Source organism: Affinirhizobium straminoryzae (genome assembly GCF_007004135.1).
Lineage (GTDB): Bacteria > Pseudomonadota > Alphaproteobacteria > Rhizobiales > Rhizobiaceae > Neorhizobium > Neorhizobium straminoryzae.
The window spans coordinates 116,507-134,372 of record NZ_VJMG01000016.1; the positions used below are offsets into that span (position 1 = coordinate 116,507).

At 62.6% G+C, this 17,866-nt stretch carries 18 protein-coding genes; 12 read left to right on the top strand and 6 right to left on the bottom strand.

What is annotated here, in order from left to right; translation table 11 throughout:
- Positions 1-185: 185 nt before the first annotated feature.
- A complete protein-coding gene (locus FNA46_RS07605) occupies positions 186-449 on the top strand; it encodes a hypothetical protein (RefSeq protein ID WP_143124542.1) in 264 nt (87 codons plus the stop codon).
- A 135-nt stretch (positions 450-584) separates the two neighbouring features.
- Complete coding sequence (locus FNA46_RS07610; protein WP_143124543.1) at positions 585-1,544, top strand: flagellin N-terminal helical domain-containing protein; 960 nt, start codon at positions 585-587, stop codon at positions 1,542-1,544.
- Between the two features lie 251 nt (positions 1,545-1,795).
- Here FNA46_RS07610 and FNA46_RS07615 read toward each other — a convergent pair whose 3' ends face one another.
- Both FNA46_RS07615 and FNA46_RS07620 read right to left on the bottom strand, forming a co-directional pair.
- Positions 1,796-3,274 (bottom strand): hypothetical protein, encoded by a 1,479-nt coding sequence (locus tag FNA46_RS07615; RefSeq protein ID WP_143124545.1) that lies wholly within the window; start codon positions 3,272-3,274, stop codon positions 1,796-1,798.
- A gap of 94 nt (positions 3,275-3,368) precedes the next feature.
- Positions 3,369-3,845 (bottom strand): tRNA (cytidine(34)-2'-O)-methyltransferase, encoded by a 477-nt coding sequence (locus FNA46_RS07620; RefSeq protein ID WP_143124546.1) that lies wholly within the window; start codon positions 3,843-3,845, stop codon positions 3,369-3,371.
- A gap of 365 nt (positions 3,846-4,210) precedes the next feature.
- On the opposite strand from FNA46_RS07620, the gene FNA46_RS07625 reads away from it, so the two are divergent.
- From FNA46_RS07625 to FNA46_RS07635, 3 genes are all read left to right on the top strand, one after another.
- A complete protein-coding gene (locus tag FNA46_RS07625) occupies positions 4,211-6,070 on the top strand; it encodes an ABC transporter ATP-binding protein (protein WP_143124548.1) in 1,860 nt (619 codons plus the stop codon).
- A gap of 82 nt (positions 6,071-6,152) precedes the next feature.
- On the top strand, positions 6,153-7,352 hold the full coding sequence (locus FNA46_RS07630) for a hypothetical protein (RefSeq protein ID WP_143124550.1): 1,200 nt from the start codon (positions 6,153-6,155) through the stop codon (positions 7,350-7,352).
- A gap of 124 nt (positions 7,353-7,476) precedes the next feature.
- A complete protein-coding gene (locus tag FNA46_RS07635) occupies positions 7,477-9,339 on the top strand; it encodes an ABC transporter ATP-binding protein (protein ID WP_143124552.1) in 1,863 nt (620 codons plus the stop codon).
- Between the two features lie 4 nt (positions 9,340-9,343).
- On the opposite strand, the gene FNA46_RS07640 is transcribed toward FNA46_RS07635, so the two are convergent.
- Positions 9,344-10,276, bottom strand: a complete 933-nt coding sequence (locus FNA46_RS07640; protein WP_143124553.1) for an endonuclease/exonuclease/phosphatase family protein — start codon at positions 10,274-10,276, stop codon at positions 9,344-9,346.
- Between the two features lie 351 nt (positions 10,277-10,627).
- Here FNA46_RS07640 and petA point away from each other — a divergent pair, with 351 nt between their 5' ends.
- From petA to FNA46_RS07665, 5 genes are all read left to right on the top strand, one after another.
- Entirely contained in the window at positions 10,628-11,206 is a 579-nt protein-coding gene (petA, locus tag FNA46_RS07645) for a ubiquinol-cytochrome c reductase iron-sulfur subunit (protein WP_143124555.1), read from the top strand.
- A gap of 13 nt (positions 11,207-11,219) precedes the next feature.
- Positions 11,220-12,488: a cytochrome b gene (locus tag FNA46_RS07650; protein WP_143124556.1), complete on the top strand. Its 1,269-nt coding sequence runs from the start codon at positions 11,220-11,222 to the stop codon at positions 12,486-12,488.
- Between the two features lie 21 nt (positions 12,489-12,509).
- A complete protein-coding gene (locus FNA46_RS07655) occupies positions 12,510-13,388 on the top strand; it encodes a cytochrome c1 (RefSeq protein WP_143124558.1) in 879 nt (292 codons plus the stop codon).
- Between the two features lie 101 nt (positions 13,389-13,489).
- The gene (locus FNA46_RS07660; RefSeq protein WP_143124560.1) at positions 13,490-14,032 is read left to right on the top strand and encodes an adenine phosphoribosyltransferase; all 543 of its coding nucleotides are present in this window, start codon (positions 13,490-13,492) and stop codon (positions 14,030-14,032) included.
- Positions 14,033-14,111: 79 nt separating this feature from the next.
- Positions 14,112-14,747, top strand: a complete 636-nt coding sequence (locus tag FNA46_RS07665; protein ID WP_143124562.1) for a LysE family translocator — start codon at positions 14,112-14,114, stop codon at positions 14,745-14,747.
- A 4-nt stretch (positions 14,748-14,751) separates the two neighbouring features.
- On the opposite strand, the gene FNA46_RS07670 is transcribed toward FNA46_RS07665, so the two are convergent.
- From FNA46_RS07670 to ychF, 3 genes are all read right to left on the bottom strand, one after another.
- On the bottom strand, positions 14,752-15,219 hold the full coding sequence (locus tag FNA46_RS07670) for a MaoC family dehydratase (RefSeq protein ID WP_143124564.1): 468 nt from the start codon (positions 15,217-15,219) through the stop codon (positions 14,752-14,754).
- Positions 15,216-15,686 carry a MaoC family dehydratase gene (locus tag FNA46_RS07675; RefSeq protein WP_143124582.1) on the bottom strand — a complete coding sequence of 157 codons (471 nt, stop codon included), beginning with the start codon at positions 15,684-15,686 and terminating at the stop codon, positions 15,216-15,218. Before FNA46_RS07675 ends, FNA46_RS07670 begins: the two co-directional genes overlap by 4 nt.
- 180 nt (positions 15,687-15,866) lie before the next feature.
- A complete protein-coding gene (gene ychF, locus FNA46_RS07680; RefSeq protein ID WP_143124567.1) occupies positions 15,867-16,970 on the bottom strand; it encodes a redox-regulated ATPase YchF in 1,104 nt (367 codons plus the stop codon).
- A gap of 235 nt (positions 16,971-17,205) precedes the next feature.
- Between ychF and clpS the strand changes: the two genes are divergently transcribed.
- Both clpS and FNA46_RS26285 read left to right on the top strand, forming a co-directional pair.
- Entirely contained in the window at positions 17,206-17,514 is a 309-nt protein-coding gene (clpS, locus tag FNA46_RS07685; protein WP_143124569.1) for an ATP-dependent Clp protease adapter ClpS, read from the top strand.
- A 3-nt stretch (positions 17,515-17,517) separates the two neighbouring features.
- On the top strand, positions 17,518-17,866 hold a 349-nt coding region (locus FNA46_RS26285), incomplete at its 3' end, for a DUF3800 domain-containing protein (RefSeq protein ID WP_143124571.1).

A 17,866-nucleotide genomic window follows, 5' to 3' on the forward strand; every position in this document is an offset into this window, starting at 1 on the left:
CTCGGGTCGCTTCGGCGCATGTCGCGGCCTGCATCTTGCGACTTACCCCTCCGTTCTGCCGCAGGCAACCGTGCAAATGCCGCGACGTGACGGCAGGCGAGGCAGCGCCGCCGATGGCGCACCGCAAGAATCGACTCGCCATCTGCGCTTGCGCGGCTTACCTTGGTTCCACGGAGGGTGAACGCATGGCGAAATTCACATCCCCGCCGCTCGACGGCTTGAAGCGCAGGATCAGCCGGCACCGCGCCGAAACCGCGGCCGGCCGCGACCAGCAGGGCCATTTCATCCGCGAAACCTATTGTCTCAGCCGCGAGGACGCGCGCCGGAAGGCCCGTGAATGGTTCGATACCTTCCCGAAAGCCGCCTACTGGACCGAGGTGGAGAGCTGGCGCCCCTTGGAGGGCGACCGGATCGAGTTCACCATGCGTCGCCTGCCCACCGCCGACTGAGCGGATATTTGCAATTTTGCGTATGCTAAAATTCTAAGTTTCCGTTAAACGCGACGGCAAGACCTCTTGCTTTATTCGTAGCAGGCATCGGGAACCGGCAAGGTCCCCGGACGAAGAACGGATAGCGGAGATCTGATGTTTTCCACCTCTCTCAACCCCACGGCGTCGTCGGCGCTTTCGCTTCTGGGCGGCACAAGCCGGGCCGTGACGGACACCGCAAGCCGCGTGGCGTCGGGCCGCGAGGTGCAGAAGGCCGCCGACAATGCTGCCTACTGGTCTATCGCCACCACGATGAAGTCCAGCAATCTGTCGCTGTCGAGCGCCGAGGATGCGCAGGCCTTTTCCGCGGCGATTGCCGACACCGCATCCGTCGGCATGCAGGCGGCCACTGACATCATGTCCGAGATCCAGTCCAAGCTGATCCTGGCGAAGAGCCCCGGTGTCGACAAGTCGGTCGTCAACAAGGAGATCAGCCAGTTGAAGGAACAACTGAACACGGTCGTCGACAGCAGTTCCTTCAACGGCCAGAACTGGCTGAAGACGGGTGCGGGCGAAACGCCGAAGGTGCAGTCCATGGTTGGCTCCGTCACCAGCGACAAGAGCGGCGACGTATCGATCAACGTCATCGATTTCGACAAGGGCAAGTCGACGCTCGTCGCCAAGGGCAATGCGGCCGACGGCGTTCTGACACGCACCTATTCCGGCATCACCCAGTCCGGCGCTGCCTATGACTACTACCTGCTGAATGCCGGCTCCACGACGCCGAACGGTCCCGGCGCCAAGGAGATCGCGCTGTCCTCGACCACGACCAACGAGGAGATCGACGGTATGATCTCCTCGATGAACAGCATGATGTCGCGCATGATCGATGGCGGAGCGGAGATCGGCTCCACCAGCCGCCGCATCGCCTCGAACACCGACTTTCTGCAGAAGCTTCAGGATGTGACCCAGACCGGCATCGGTCGCCTGGTGGATGCCAACATGGGGGAAGAGGCGGCGCGCCTGTCTTCGCAGTCCGCCCAGCAGCAGTTGCAGACCATTGGTCTCAACATCACCAATGCGTCCATGGGGCAATCGCTGGCGCTCTTCCTCTGAGCGGCCGTGCTGCCGCAACGGTGTGAAGATAAAGAACAACGCACCTGCAAAAGACCGCAGGCGCAAACCGCTTCAGGACGATGACGTCGGGAACTGTCCCCTTGTCGGTTTCACCTCGTCCGTCCGAAGGAAAGTGCCGATGGCTTCCGCCGCCATCGGCACTTTTACGTTTTGCAGATGTGTTGCGCGGCCCACCGTCGTGACCGGCGTGACGCCGCGCTGGATTCATGCCTCAGCGGCATGCGATCATGTCAGCCCTTGCGACCGCGGCCCGTCTTGCGAGGTGCGGCGCGGCCGGTAGGCCTGCCGGCTGCGCGTGCTGGAGCGGGGGCAGGGGGCGGGCTGTCCGGTTCAGGTTCCGCCACCGGTTCGACGGCTGCGACGGCCTCCAGTTCGACGGGATCGGCCGCAATCGGTTCCGCGTCGGCAATCGGCGCCTCTTCCGGTGCAGACACGGCCTCAAGGGTCTGGCTCCCGGCTTCCAACTCCGCCGCGAGGGGCCGTGTGGTCATCGCGTCTGTTTCGGGCGTTGCTTCCGCTGCAGCAGACTCGGTGTTTTCCGCCGGGAGGGTGGGCGTGGCAATCTCCGGCGCGGGCTCTTCGGGTGCGGCGACAGCCTGCGCCTCGACAGCCGGTTCCTCCGCAGGGGTTTCTTCGCGGACGGGCAGGGCAGGCATGGTCTCTGCTACCGCCTCCGGTTCCGCAAGGCTCGTTTCCAGCGCGGGCGCAGCGGCCGCAATCCTGAAGGGTAGCGGCAGGATGGTGGCATCGATCTGGGGGCGAGGTTCGGCGGGGCTGAGCCCGACGATCTTTCGGATCACCTCGGTGACCGGCAGATGGTTCGGCAGTTCGGTATTGGTGTGATGCCCTGCCTGCGGCACGATCTCGTCGGATTCGATGCTGTGGCGGGAATTGATCTCGCCGAACCAGTCCCATTCGCCCATCACGTCGACAATGTTGCGGAAGGGGCGCGGCATGGCGATGCGGGCGCTCAGCGTGATGATCCGCATGGTCCTGGCCAGTGCCTCGGCCGTCGACAGATCGCTATGGGCGATAGCGTAGAGCGCTTCCGAGATGACCAGGTTGCCCTTGGAATGGCCGACGACAAGGTTGAACGAGAGACGCGGATCGGTCAGCAGCGCCTTGACCGTCTGCATGTCGAGGCTCGCCTCCAGCAGCTTTTCCGCACTGAGCTTGGGTGCCACGCCGAATTGCGGGCGTCCGAAGAACTCGTCCAGCCGTTCGAAAGTATGGCGGAACCCGTTGAGATAGCCGAACAGGAAATGACCGCCGAGCGCTTCCGTCACCACGTCGGCGAGGCCATAGCCGGAGACCACAACGGCCACGGGCTTGCCCAGCGCATCGGCAATGTTGCGGGCAAGTGCTGCCGAGCCGAGAGCGGAGCTGCCGACACCGGCCACGGCCAGCGTATCGACGCCAGCGCCACCGCCGAACACGAAATCATCAATGGTGTCGCAGAGCGTCAGTGGCTGGCCGCCGCTCGGGTGCACGATCAGGATCGCGCCTTCAGCCGCCAGACAACTGCTGATATAGAAGGCCTCCTCGGCGGAAATGGATTTTACGTCGTAGAAAAGCGAGTCCAGCGTGGTGTTGCGCTGCCGAAAGCCTTCCAGCGTGAGATTGCGCAGAGGGGAGTGCTGCACGCGCTCGGGAAGGCTGAGAGTCCTGGCAAACTGGGTGATGCTGTGCGTGAATGCGGTGGGGAACATGTGATGTCTCTCCAAGGCTGGCGACCGATTATACTGTTCATTATGAGCATTCTCTGTAACAGCCTCTCACAAACCGGTCTCGCCGCCAATACCACTACGGGCTGTGGTTCCCGCTCCAGGCGATTTGCCGCATGGCCTCTCCCGCAATCATGGCAGCGGAGACCGCGACATTGATGGAGCGTTGCCCGTCGACCATCGGAATGATCACGCGGTGATCGGCCGTCTCGTGCACCGAATCGGGAACTCCCGCGCTTTCCCGGCCGAACAGCAGGATGTCGCCATCCGCGAAGCGGAAATCCGTGTAGCGTTCTGCGGCCCTGGTGGAGGCGAGCACGAGGCGGCGGCCTTCTGCCCGCCGCCAGTCCTCGAACTGCTGCCAGTTGACATGGCGGGTCATGGTGACGCTTGCCAGATAGTCCATGCCGGCGCGTCGCAGGTTCTTGTCCGAGAGCACGAAGCCAGCCGGCTCGATGATGTCGACCTGAAGGCCGAGACAGGCGACGAGCCGCAGAATCGTGCCGGTATTGCCGGGAATGTCGGGCTGGTAGAGGGCGATGCGCAGCGTCGTCATGGTCTTCCGTCTCTGATGGGCGGGGTTCATCCACAGGCTGTGTTACGCAACCGTCACAGCCGCCGAACCATCCGGGCAGATGTCGGATTTCGGCTTTCCAAGCCCGCCCTTTGCTGCTACAGGCATTTCATCTTCAACGCCAGCCAAAGGAGGCAGACATGGACATGACCGTGATGACACGCCTCCCAGCTTGGATTGTCCGAGCCTAGGCAAACGGCGTTCGCGGTTTCCGCAAACCCTCTTCCCCATTCCCATTTTGCGGCCGGTTCCCGGCCTCAGCGTTTGAATTTCGTCGTGCCCTGACCATCTTAACCCGCGCAGTGCGTGCGGTGGGCCGCGACCGAGCCGATTGACGGAGCCAATTCATGTTTGCCTGGTTCGAATCCCGTGTGAACCCCTATCCCGCCGGCGAGCCGGAACTGCCGCCCAAGGGGCTGGTCTCCTTCTGCTGGTACTATACAAAGCCTGTCTGGCCGTGGCTTCTGGTGCTGGGCCTCTGCTCGATGGGCATCGCGGTCATCGAGGTGTTCCTTTACCAGTTCCTCGGCAATATCGTGGACTGGCTGAGCCATGCCGACCCCGCCACCTTCCTGCAGCAGGAGAGTGGCCGGCTGATCGGCATGGCCGCTCTCCTGCTGGTTGGCCTGCCGGTGATCGGGCTTTTCCATACGCTGACCATGCACCAGGTGCTGGCCGGCAGCTTTCCGATGATTGCGCGCTGGCAGATGCACCGTTTCCTGCTGCGCCACTCAATGACATTCTTCGCCAACGAGTTTGCCGGTCGTGTCTCGACCAAGGTCATGCAGACGGCGCTTGCCGTGCGCGATGCGGCCATGAAGATCATCGACGTCTTCGTCTATGCCGCCAGCTTCTTCATCTCGATGCTGGCGCTGGTGGCGGCCATCGACTGGCGTCTTGGCTTGCCGCTGCTCGTCTGGCTGATCATCTACCTGCTGATTCTCCGCCACTTCATTCCGAAGCTGCGCACGCTCTCCAGCGAGCAGGCGGATGCCCGGTCGCTGATGACCGGCCGCATCGTGGATAGCTATACCAATATCGCCACCGTCAAGCTGTTTTCCCATGCGGGGCGCGAGGAGCGCTATGCCCGGGAGGGCATGGACCAGTTTCTCGGCACGGTGAACCGGCAGATGCGTCAGATCACGCTGCTGAATGTCGCCGTCGACCTCAACAATGTGCTGGTGCAGTTTTCTGTGGCGGCGCTCGGCATCTGGTTCTGGCTGGGTGGCAGCGTCAGCATCGGCGCGCTGGCGGTCGCGATCGGCCTGTCCATGCGCGTCAACGGCATGTCCAACTGGATCATGTGGGAAGTGGCAGCCCTCTTCGAAAGCATCGGCACGGTCTATGACGGCATGGGCATGATGACCAAGCCGCACGACATCATCGACCGTCCTTCCGCACAGGCGCTCACCGCGCCGAAGGGCGAGATCGTCTATGACGATGTGCGCTTCCATTACGGCAAGCAGAAGGGCGTGATCGACAATTTCTCGCTCACCATCAAGGCGGGGGAAAAGGTCGGCCTCGTCGGTCGCTCAGGCGCCGGCAAGACCACGCTGATGAACCTCTTGTTGCGCTTCTACGATGTGGAGAAGGGCCGCATCCTGATCGATGGCCAGGATATCTCGCAGGTCTCGCAGGACAGTCTGCGGGCGCTGGTCGGCGTGGTGACGCAGGATACCTCGCTTCTGCATCGCTCGATCCGCGACAACATCGCCTATGGTCGTCCGGAGGCAAGCGATGCCGAGGTGATCGAGGCGGCCAAGCGCGCAAATGCCTGGGAGTTCATCCAGAGCCTTGCCGACCAGCAGGGGCGTACCGGCCTTGATGCGCATGTGGGCGAGCGCGGCGTCAAGCTGTCCGGTGGCCAGCGGCAGCGTATCGCGATTGCGCGTGTGTTCCTGAAGGATGCGCCGGTCCTGATCCTCGATGAGGCGACCTCCGCGCTCGATTCCGAAGTGGAAGCGGCCATCCAGGAAAGCCTGTTCAAGCTGATCGAGAACAAGACGGTGATCGCGATCGCCCACCGCCTCTCGACGTTGACGCAGATGGACCGGCTGATCGTACTCGACAAGGGGCGGATCGTCGAGCAGGGCACGCATGGTGAACTGGTCGGTCAAGGCGGCATCTATGCCGACCTGTGGACGCGCCAGTCCGGCGGCTTCCTCGCCGATCAGGTGACACAGGAAACGGAGGCGGCGGCGGAATAGCCGCCGCCTCTCATCACGCAGGATGCGCCTGCAGCCCGCATTTTAGCAAACGCTTTTAAACTCCTGGAACGGTTTTGCGCCTATGCTCTGGACCATGCTGGTCTGGGAGAATGCCGCAATGCCGATGATCCCGCAGATGCCGCCAGAGGTGACGAGTCCCGGTCATCACGCCGTGACCATGCTGACGCGCCTTGGCCTCGACCTCACGCCGGTCAATTTCGAACTGATGACGCTGCTGCTGGACGGACGGCGCGCCGACCTGCGGCTTGCCTTTGCCGCCCTCAAGCGACCCATCGCCGCCGAGGATTGGGAGGGGCTTGCCCGCCAGTTCCTGCCGCAGCATTTCGTCGCGGCCGCCGACCTGCAGGCGGGGCTTTCCTTGTTGCGCTCCCTGCAGGACGTGTGTGCTGCGCTGAGCCGCGCCGAGACAGCCTTCGCGGAGGACGGGCGCGCGCTTGAAAAGAGCAAGACGCTGCTCGCTGCCAGTGCCGGCATGTCGCAGGCGCAGCTGGCCCATGTGGCGGTCGGAATGGTCGGCGTCAACAGCCGGGCCGGCGAGCGGCTGACGGACCTTCTCAAAACGCTGGCCCGCTGGCTGGCGGTGTCGAAGCCGGATGTCGCAGATACCCCGTCCGCCGACGGCGTTGCGCCTGGCGCATCGCAAGTGGCAACGTCGGAAACGCCGGGCGCCTCCATGCCGGCCGCGGCCTTAGTTGGGGGCGCCGTTTCCAGCCCTGTGACGCTGCACGGTCTTGCCGAGCGTTCGGTGCTGATGGGCCGCCTGCAGGACCTGCATACCGGCGGGCAGAAGCTCGATGGTTCCAGTCTGATGCTCTGCCATCTGAAGGGGCTCGACGGTTATCGCGGGCCGGACATGCTGAAGGCCCGTGATTTCGTGTTGGACACGCTTGGTCACCAGACACAACGGCTGATGGGAGAGGGGGATCTTGCCTGCTGGATGTCGCCGGAGGAACTCGGCCTGCTGCTGGATGCCAACAATGATCTGCTGCTGACCGACATCAGCCAGAAGCTCCGGCGTATTGTGACGGGATCCGTACGGCATGCACGCCGCACTGTCTCGGGCCTGCCGGACCTTCGCTGCCACATCGGTTGCGCCAGCGCCTTCGGGCCCGTGTCGCCCGGCCAGCTTTACAGCAGCGCCAAGCTGGCGTTGCAGCGTGCGGAATTTGCCGATGACGATCGGCTTGTCATCAACGACCTCTCAGGCCCGCTGAAAGTCGACCGTCGCTATGACGCGCTCTATGGCAGGCGCATGCAGTAACGGGTCCTGCACTCGTCAGGACCAGCCGGCTGCCCTGCCGACCGTAGCCGCGCGGCCGAAGATTGCCAAGATTTAACGCAGAGGCAGCCTTGTTGCGCCCGCGAAAGAGCCTATACCCAAGGGCATGATCGACGCCCTGTTCCGCTTCTTCGAAACCCGTATCGACCCCTTCGCCGCCCGGCGGGATCTGCGCCCGCCGAATGGCACGATCGCCTTCATCTGGTTCTATGTGCGCCAGGCGAGAGCCCCCTTCTTCGCCATGCTGGTGCTGGGCGGCCTGACGGCAGCCATCGAGGCGGCGCTCTTCTGGTTTGTCGGCCGGCTCGTCGATATCCTTGCCTCGGTCGAGCGGGCGGCCGGCTGGTCCGGACTGCTGGCGGCACATGGCTGGGAACTCGCCGGCATGCTGGTGCTGATCGGCCTCGTGCGCTTTCTCGTCACCATGGCGACTGCCCTCATCGACCAGCAGGTGATCACGCCCGGCTTCTACAATCTGGTGCGCTGGCAATCCTACCAGCACGTGGCGCGCCAATCGATTTCCTTCTTCCAGAACGATTTCGCCGGTCGCATCGTCACAAAAGTCTGGTCCGGCGGCCAGGCCGCGGGCGACCTCGTGACCTCGCTGATGGAAAGCGTGTGGTTCGTCGCCGTCTATTCCATCTCCATGATGGCACTGATCGGCGGGCTGGACTGGCGCCTCGCCCTTGTCGTGCTCGTCTGGGTCGTCATCTTCTCCTTCCTCGCCCGCTTCTTCGTGCCGCGCATCCGCTATCACTCCCGCGAAACGGCGGAAGCCGCCTCGATGCTGAGCGGACGCATGGTGGATGCCTACAGCAACATCCAGACGCTGCGCCTGTTCGGCCGCGACGATGTCAACGACCGCTACATGCGGGAAGGGTTCGACATCTTCCAGTCGGCCACCATGATGTTCACCCGCTTCATCACCGGGGTCCGGGCCTCGCTGGCGCTGTTGTCCGGCGTGATGATCACCACCATGGCGGCGCTCTGCATTCATCTTTGGCTGTCCGGCCGCATCAGCGCAGGCGCGGTGGCCTTCACGCTGGCGCTGGTGCTGCGGCTGAACTTCCTGCTCGGCCGCCTGATGACCCAGTTCAACGGCATCATGCGCAATTTCGGCACGGTGCAGAACGCCGCCGAGCTGATCTCGCAGCCGATCGGCCTCGTGGACCGCCCGAACGCACCGGCACTGACCATCAATGCACCGGAAATCCGCTTCGAGGATGTCAGCTTCCACTATGGTCGGGACAAGGGCGTCATCGATCACCTTTCGCTGACGATCCGACCGGGCGAGAAGGTCGGTATCGTCGGCCGGTCCGGCGCCGGGAAATCCACGCTCGTCAATCTCCTGCTGCGCTTTTACGATGTAGAAGGCGGCCGTATTCTGATCGACGGGCAGGATATTGCCGGCGTGACGCAGGAATCGCTGCGCGGCCAGATCGGCATGGTTACGCAGGATACCTCGCTGCTGCATCGCTCGATCCGCGACAACATCCTGTTCGGCCGGCAGGACGCCAGCGATGCGCAGTTGCTGCTGGCGGCCGAGCGCGCCGAGGCGGACGGGTTCATTCAGGCGCTGGAGGACCAGCGCGGCCGCAAGGGGTTCGACGCCCATGTCGGCGAGCGCGGCGTAAAACTCTCCGGCGGCCAGCGTCAGCGCATCGCGATTGCCCGCGTGATGCTGAAGGATGCGCCGATCCTCGTGCTGGACGAGGCGACCTCGGCGCTGGATTCCGAGGTGGAGGCGGCGATCCAGTCCAATCTCGATGTCCTGATGCAGGGCAAGACGGTGCTGGCCATTGCCCACCGCCTCTCCACCATCGCAGCGCTTGACCGGCTGATCGTGATGGATCGAGGTCGCATCGTGCAGCAGGGCACCCATGCCGAGCTGATTGCGAAAGGCGGGCTTTACGCAGAACTCTGGTCGCGCCAGTCCGGCGGCTTCATCGCCGTGGACGACCCTGCCTGAGGCATCACGGCGCCGGTGGCAGGATCAAGTCGCCGATCAGGCCGTAATGGTTCGATCCGTGCGCATCCGCGATGCGCGTCACCTGTTTGATGCCGATCGGTGCCTTCACATAGATGTGGTCGATCGGCACGCCCCAGTCGCCAGCGCCCACCGGCCAGGTTCCGGGCTGGAAGGCGGCATGGCGCAGGCCGGTATTGCGCAGGAAATCCTGCATGTCCGGGCCGATGCTGGAGGCGTTGAAGTCGCCCGAGACGATAAAGGGGCCCTGGATACGGTTAAAGAACTGCGTTGCAATCTGCAATTCCTCCGCGTGGTAGCTGTCGAAATAGGGCTTGGTCGTGTGGATGGCCACAACGGTGACAGGGCCGGATGGAAGTGCGGCCTTGGCGACGATGAGACGTTGCTGCGACATTATCCCCATGCCGGCGACAATTCCGTCCAGGGGATATTTCGACACCATCATGAGGTCACAGCCCTTGGTTTTTTCCCCGCAGCCGATTCGGTAGGGATAGGTCGCAAGCAGCCGCGGCAGTTCCGGCAAGACGGCCGGAGCCTCCATGATGTTGGCGACATCCGCGCCGGAGGCGACGATTTCATCGACGAGCGATGACGCATTGGCGGTGTTTGTGCTCATCACATTGAAGGACAGAAGTCTGAAAGGCTGTCCCTGCTGCGGTGCAAAATCCTGCGCGAAACGTTCCGACAGCCCGAAGCCGTGCAGGAACAGTGCCGTCGCCATGCCGAGGACCGCCACGCCGAATATGTTGAAGCGAATGACGAGGGCAATCCCAGCAACGACGATGCCGATTGCGGAGAGATGAAGCTGCAGATTGTGGAAGATGGCAAACAGGAAGCTGTCGGTGAAGAAACGCGTGGCAACAAGGGCGAGAACCACTGCCGTGAGCAGGGACAGACCGAAGGAAAGATAAGGACGCATGGAATCCTGAACTGCTCATCTGGGGGCCGTTACTCTATCACGCACCCTTGTGCGCCGCAACAAAGGCCGGCGTGCAGGACTGCATTCCGGCTGCAATCGCCGGGTTCGTCCCGGTGTCTTCAAACGATCCTGTCGAACGGAATTCGGCTGTGAAGACAAGGCAATATTCTTGCCGAATGGCAGGTCCGCGACAATCTGCCCGTATCCAGTGTGCCACTCTGGACTTATCCTGCGATCATGACTAGAAATTTGCGTGGGGGAAATAGAGTCCAATTGTGTCCGAATTGGATTTCGAGAGGGGTGAGGGGGCATGCAGTATCATCACATTTCTGTGCAGAGGGTAGCTAGACCGTGAGCGAGCACGACACGACGAGCGGAACCGTGGGCGAGCCTACGCGCCGCGATTTCCTATACCTGACGACGGGCATGGCGGGCGCTGTCGGCGCCGTTGCCGTCGCATGGCCCTTCATTGATCAGATGCGGCCCGACGCCTCCACGCTGGCGCTGGCTTCCATCGAAGTGGATGTCTCCGGTGTTCAGCCGGGCATGTCTCTCACCGTGAAGTGGCGCGGCAAGCCGATCTTCATCCGCAACCGCACCCCGAAGGAAGTCGAGGAGGCAAATGCCGTCCAGCTGACCGACCTCAAGGACCCGGTGGCCCGCAACGCCAATATCGCGGCGGATGCCAAGGCGACGGACATCGACCGTTCGGCCGGTAAGGGCAAGGAAAACTGGATCGTCATGATCGGCTCCTGCACCCATCTCGGCTGCGTGCCGCTCGGCCAGTCCGGCGATTTCGGCGGATGGTTCTGTCCCTGCCATGGCTCGCACTACGATACGGCGGGCCGCATTCGCAAAGGCCCGGCGCCGCAGAACCTGGCCATCCCGACATTTACGTTTACGACCGATACCGTGATCCGGATCGGGTGAGGGGACTTCAAGAATGAGTGGGCATTCCAGTTATCAGCCTTCGACCGGCATCGAGAAGTGGATCGACGCACGGCTTCCCCTGCCGCGATTGGTCTATGACAGCTTCGTGGCCTTTCCGGTGCCACGCAACCTCAATTACGCCTACACCTTCGGCGGCATGCTGGCGATCATGCTGGTGGTGCAGATCCTGACGGGGGTCGTGCTGGCGATGCATTACGCGGCGGACACGTTTGTCGCCTTCAACTCCGTCGAAAAGATCATGCGCGACGTCAACCACGGTTGGCTGCTGCGCTACATGCATGCCAATGGCGCCTCGTTCTTCTTCATCGCCGTCTATCTGCACATCGCCCGCGGCCTTTATTACGGCTCCTACAAGGCGCCGCGCGAAATCCTCTGGATCCTCGGCGTCGTAATCTTCCTCCTGATGATGGCGACCGCCTTCATGGGCTATGTGCTGCCCTGGGGCCAGATGTCCTTCTGGGGCGCCACCGTCATCACCGGCTTCTTCACCGCCTTTCCGCTGGTGGGCGAATGGATCCAGCAGTTCCTGCTTGGCGGCTTTGCCGTCGACCAGCCGACGCTGAACCGCTTCTTCGCGCTGCATTATCTGCTGCCCTTCATGATTGCGGGCGTCGTCATCCTGCATATCTGGGCGCTGCACGTGACCGGCCAGACCAACCCGACCGGCGTCGAGATCAAGACCAAGACCGATACCGTTCCCTTCACGCCCTATGCGACGCTGAAGGATGCGCTTGGCCTCTCCGTCTTCCTGCTGGTCTATGCCTGGTTCGTCTTCTACATGCCGAACTATCTCGGCCATCCCGACAACTACATCATGGCCGACGCCCTGAAGACGCCGGCGCATATCGTGCCGGAATGGTACTTCCTGCCCTTCTACGCCATGCTGCGCGCCATCACCTTCAACATCGGCCCCATCGATTCCAAGCTCGGCGGCGTTCTCGTGATGTTCGGCTCGATCATCGTGCTGTTCTTCCTGCCCTGGCTCGATACCTCGAAGGTTCGTTCGGCGGTCTACCGTCCCTGGTACAAGCTGTTCTTCTGGGTCTTCGTTGCCGACTGCATCATGCTGGGCTGGCTCGGCTCGCGTCAGCCGTCGGACCTCTACACCCAGATGGCGCTGTTCGGCACGATCTACTACTTCGCCTTCTTCCTGGTGATCATGCCGCTGCTCGGCCTCTTCGAGACGCCGCGTCGCATTCCCAACTCGATCACGGAAGCCGTGCTTGAGAAGAACGGCAAGTCTGCCGCGGTTCAGGCCTGAGAGCGAAGAGGAACGAGATCCATGAAAAAGCTTGTCACAAGCCTCGCCCTCGTCGCCGCCACGACCGTGTTCGGAGCGACGCTCGGCCATGCCGCAGAGCCGCATGACCTGGCGGCCGAGACCGAGCATGCCATTCAGGCCGGGCATTTCCCCGTCCTGAAGCCGAAGAACGTCGACTGGTCCTTCGGCGGACCGTTCGGCAAGTATGACAAGGGTCAGCTGCAGCGCGGCCTGAAGATCTACAAGGAAGTCTGTTCCGCCTGCCATTCGATGAATCTGGTGTCCTTCCGCACGCTGGAGGACCTCGGTTACTCCGACGGGCAGATCAAGGCCTTTGCCGCGGAATATGAAGTGCAGGATGGCCCGAATGCCGAGGGGGAAATGTACACCCGCAAGGCCGTGCCGTCAGACCATTTCCCGTCGCCTTTCCCGAACAAGGAAGCGGCAGCTGCGGCCAATGGCGGCGCTGCGCCGCCCGACATGTCGCTGCTGGCCAAGGCGCGTGGCGTGGAGCGCGGTTTCCCGCTCTTCATCCTCGACATCTTCACCCAGTATCAGCAGGGTGGTCCGGATTACATCTATTCGCTACTGACCGGCTATCACGAGCCGCCGCAGGGGATCGAGGTGGCCGAAGGTACCCACTTCAATCCCTATTTCGCCAGCGCCGTGGCGCTGAAGATGGCGCCGCCCCTCTCTGACGGTCAGGTGACCTATGACGACGGCGCGCCGCAGACGCTCGACCAGTATTCGAAGGACGTCTCCGCCTTCCTGATGTGGGCAGCAGAGCCGCATCTGGAAGAGCGCAAGCGCACCGGCTTCATGGTGATGATGTTCCTGGCGATCTTCACGATCCTGATCTACCTGACGAAGAAGTCCGTCTACGCCAACAAGGAGCATTGAGCCCGGCGTGCGGTGCGGTTAAGAAGGCGGCTTTCGGGCCGCCTTTTTCATGTGGTGAAAGCGATCCGGTCCCCAACCTGTCCAGCCCAGCGGAAGATCCCATGTCCGACATTGCCAATTCGCTCGCCGCCTCCATTCGTGCCATTCACGATTATCCGAAGCCGGGCATCATCTTCCGCGACATCACCACGCTGCTGGGCAATGCCAAGGCGTTCCGTCAGGCCGTCGATGAACTGGTGCGGCCGTATCAGTCGCTGTCGGTCGATCAGGTGGCCGGCATCGAGGCGCGCGGCTTCATCCTGGGCGGCGCCATGGCGCACCAGCTGTCCTCCGGCTTCGTGCCGATCCGCAAGAAGGGCAAGCTGCCGCATCAGACGGTGCGCATGGCCTATAGTCTGGAATACGGCACGGACGAGATGGAAATGCATGTCGATGCGGTGAAGCCCGGAGACAAGGTGATCCTCTGCGACGACCTGATCGCCACCGGCGGCACGGCCGAAGGCGCCGTCAAGCTGTTGCGGCAGCTGGGCGCCGACGTGGTGTCGGCCTGTTTCGTGATCGACCTGCCAGAACTCGGCGGTCGCAGGAAGCTGGAAGCACTCGGCGTGGAAGTGCGCACGCTGGTCGCCTTCGAAGGCCACTGATCGTCCCGGTCGGAGGGCCTTGCCGGCGGGCAGTCGCGGGCGTAGCCTCGTTCCCGACGATAAAAACAAGGGAACGATCATGGAACTATCCACGCTGGTCGCCTTCGGGGCGACCTTCTTCGTGTTTGCCGCAAGCCCCGGCCCGGACAACATGACGATCCTCGCCCGCACCGTGCAGGGCGGGCCCCTGTCCGGCCTCGCCTATGGGCTTGGCACCGTTACCGGCATTCTCGTCTTTCTCGCGCTGGCCTGTTTCGGTTTGTCGGCGATCGCCGCCGAAATGGGCACGGGGATGGCCATCCTGCGCTATGCGGGGGCGGCCTATCTCGTCTGGATGGGGATCCGCCTGTGGATGGCGCCGGCCGTGGTGCCTGAGGCGCGCGCGACAATCGATGCCGGCGACCTCAGGCGCGGTTTCGTGACGGGCATCCTGCTCAATCTCGGTAATCCCAAAATGCCGCTGTTCTACGTGGCGCTTCTGCCGAATGTCGTCGGGCCGAACCTGACAGTTGGCGATCTGGCAAGTCTTGCCACCGTCATCCTGCTGGTGGAGGCCGTCGTGATCGGTGGCCATGTGCTGCTGGCCAGCCGGGCACGCGGCCTGTTGCGCAGCCCGCGCGTGGTGCGGCGCGTCAACCGGGCTGCCGGCGCCGTGATGGTGGGGGCCGGAGCGGCGGTGATCGCCGCCCGCTGGGGATGGCCGCAAACCGTCTGACGGCTCAGGCGAATTCCAGCACGTTGCTTTCGAAGCGGATCACGAGATCGCCGTTCTGGTTGACGCCTTCGTTCAGCGTGGTGTTCAGCCAGGTGCCGGGGCGGGAGGCCAGTTCGCGGCTGGCCTGCAGCGTGGCATAATAGGTAATGCGGTCGCCGGCATAGACAGGCCGCAGCCATTGCAGCCTGCGGAAGCCGGGTGAGGGGCCCATGTCGGGCGGGGCGATGCCGGCCGCCTGCAGGCGCGCGCTTTCCGCCGCCCAATAGGCCAGGAACATCTTCATCCAGCCGGCTGCGGTATGCCAGCCGGAGGCGCACAGGCCACCGAACACGAAGTCCTTTGCCGCCTCCGGATCGAGATGGAAGGGCTGCGGATCGAATTTTTCCGCAAAGCGGACGATGTCCTCGGCGGAAAATTCCAGCGTGCCCGTCTCGATGCGGGTGCCGATCGCCATCAGTTCGGCAAATCTCATGCCCTGTTCTCCCCGCTCTCGCGCATGCGGAACATGATCGATTGCTCGGCGATGCAGACGGTCTCGGCGCGCTGGTTGCGAAGTTCGGTGCGCATGCGCACGATTCCGATGCCGGGGCGGGATTTGAGCGGTCGTGCCTCCAGCACCACGCCGAACCCTTTCAGCGTGTCGCCGGCCAGCACCGGCTTCTTCCAGTCCATCTGCTCCACGCCGGGTGCGCCCTGGCAGGTGGAGCGGCCGATGAAGCTGTCGACGATCATCCGCATCATCATCGCGCAGGTATGCCAGCCGGAGGCGGCCAGCCCGCCGAGAATGCTGGCCTTGCCGGCGGCCTCGGAGAGATGCATCGGCTGCGGATCGAATTCAGCGGCAAATTCGATGATCTCCTTGGCCGAAACGATCTTGGGTCCAAGGGGAAACTGGCGTTCGGGGACAAAATCCTCGAAATGAAGTGTTGCGTCCGACATGCTGTCCGTCATCCTGCCGATCCTTCTGCTGACCCGTCTTATGCCCCGGAAACAGCGGCGGGTCCATGGTCCGTTGCCGCAGCCGGCATCGTGAGGACCACCGGTCGAGAATGGCCGGAAACGACACTGCCGCCCCTCGGGAGAAGGGCGGCAGGAAGAACGAATGCCCGTTCGCGCCGATCAGGTGTTGAAGCGGAAGTGGATCACGTCGCCATCCTGCACGACATATTCCTTGCCTTCGTCGCGGCCCTTGCCGGCTTCCTTGGCGCCCACTTCGCCCTTGTAGGCGACGTAATCGTCATAGGAAATGGTGAAGGCGCGGATGAAGCCGCGTTCGAAATCGGTGTGGATCACGCCGGCGGCCTGCGGCGCCTTGGTGCCGCGCACGATCGTCCAGGCGCGGCATTCCTTCGGGCCGACTGTGAAATAGGTGATGAGGTCCAGCAGGTGGTAACCAGCGCGGATCAGGCGGTCGAGACCGGCTTCTTCAAGGCCGAGCGCGGAGAGGAATTCGGTGGCTTCCTCCTCCGGAAGCTGGGCCACTTCGGCTTCGATGGCGGCGGAAATGATCACGCATTCCGCTCCTTGCGCCTTGGCCATGGCGGCCACGGCTTCGGTATGCTTGTTGCCCGTCGAGGCGTCCCCCTCCGCGACATTGCAGACATAGAGTACCGGATGCGAGGTCAGAAGGTTCAGGCCCTTGAGGATCTCGATCTCGTCGGCTGCCAGCGTCTTGAGGAGAAGGCGCGCCGGCTTGCCTTCGTTCAGAAGCTTCACGACGGCTTCCATGACCGGAAGCTGCGCCATGGAATCCTTGTCCTTGCCGGTCGCGCGCTTGCGGGTCTGCTCGACGCGGCGCTCGAGGCTTTCGAGATCGGCAAGCATCAGCTCGGTCTCGATTGTCTCGGCATCGCCGACCGGGTTGATGCGGCCTTCGACATGGGTGATGTCGTCATCCTCGAAGCAGCGCAGCACATGCACCACGGCATCCACTTCGCGGATATTGGCGAGGAACTTGTTGCCGAGGCCTTCCCCCTTGGAGGCGCCACGCACCAGACCGGCAATGTCCACGAAGGAGATGCGGGTGGGGATGATCTCCCTGGAGCCGGCAATGCCCGCCAGGATCTTCATGCGCGGATCCGGCACCGCCACTTCGCCGGTGTTCGGCTCGATGGTGCAGAAGGGATAGTTGGCTGCCTGCGCTGCGGCCGTCTTGGTCAGCGCGTTGAAGAGGGTCGACTTGCCGACATTCGGCAGGCCGACGATACCGCATTTGAAGCCCATCAGGGTTCACCCGTCTCACGTGTTCGATCTTGCTGTGGCTATGGGGGAAAGCGGCCAGACGGTCAAGGGTCGGCGCGCCTTTCCGATGCCGGCCATTGGCTGAGCCGCCTTTGCACACTATCTTTCATGTCATTGGCACAGGAATCGGACATGGCTTTCGCCATCGACCGCAAAGGCGTGGATGCGTTGCCATGCGGCAGGGACGGGGCGAAAGGGACAGGGATCAGGCAAGCGCATGGCAAATCAGGTCGATCTTTCGCCAAAGACAGTGACGAAGCCGAAGGTCGAGCGCCCGCGGCTCTACAAGGTGCTGCTGCACAACGACGATTATACGCCGCGCGAGTTCGTTGTGCTGGTGCTGAAGGTGGTATTCCGCATGGGCGCGGAAACCAGCCAGCGCGTGATGATGACCGCGCACCGTATGGGCTCCTGCGTGGTGGTGGTCTGCACCAAGGATGTCGCCGAAACCAAGGTGAAGGAGGCGATGGACCTCGCCAAGGAGGCGGCGTTTCCGCTGCTGTTTACGGCAGAACCGGAGGAGTGATTATTGGATAACCATCAGCAACATCCATTAGCAACTGATACCTTGTTGCAGCAAGATGTTCGACTTTATGTCGATGATAGCGGAAAACCAGACCATTCACCCGTATTAGTCCTTGCGGGCTATCTTTCAACTAGTGACCGATGGGACGCGTGTACTGCTGAGTGGAGAGATATTTTAGGAAGCTACCAGATATCCGCCTTCCACATGAGTGAAGCATGGAGACTGGCTGGGAATTACAATAAAATTGGGCCTATCAGGCGTAATAACCTTATTATTCAGCTAGTTGAGTGCATCAAGCGACACGTTTTGCATGCTTTTGTGGTTGCAATTCGTGACCTTCTCCCCTGGAATG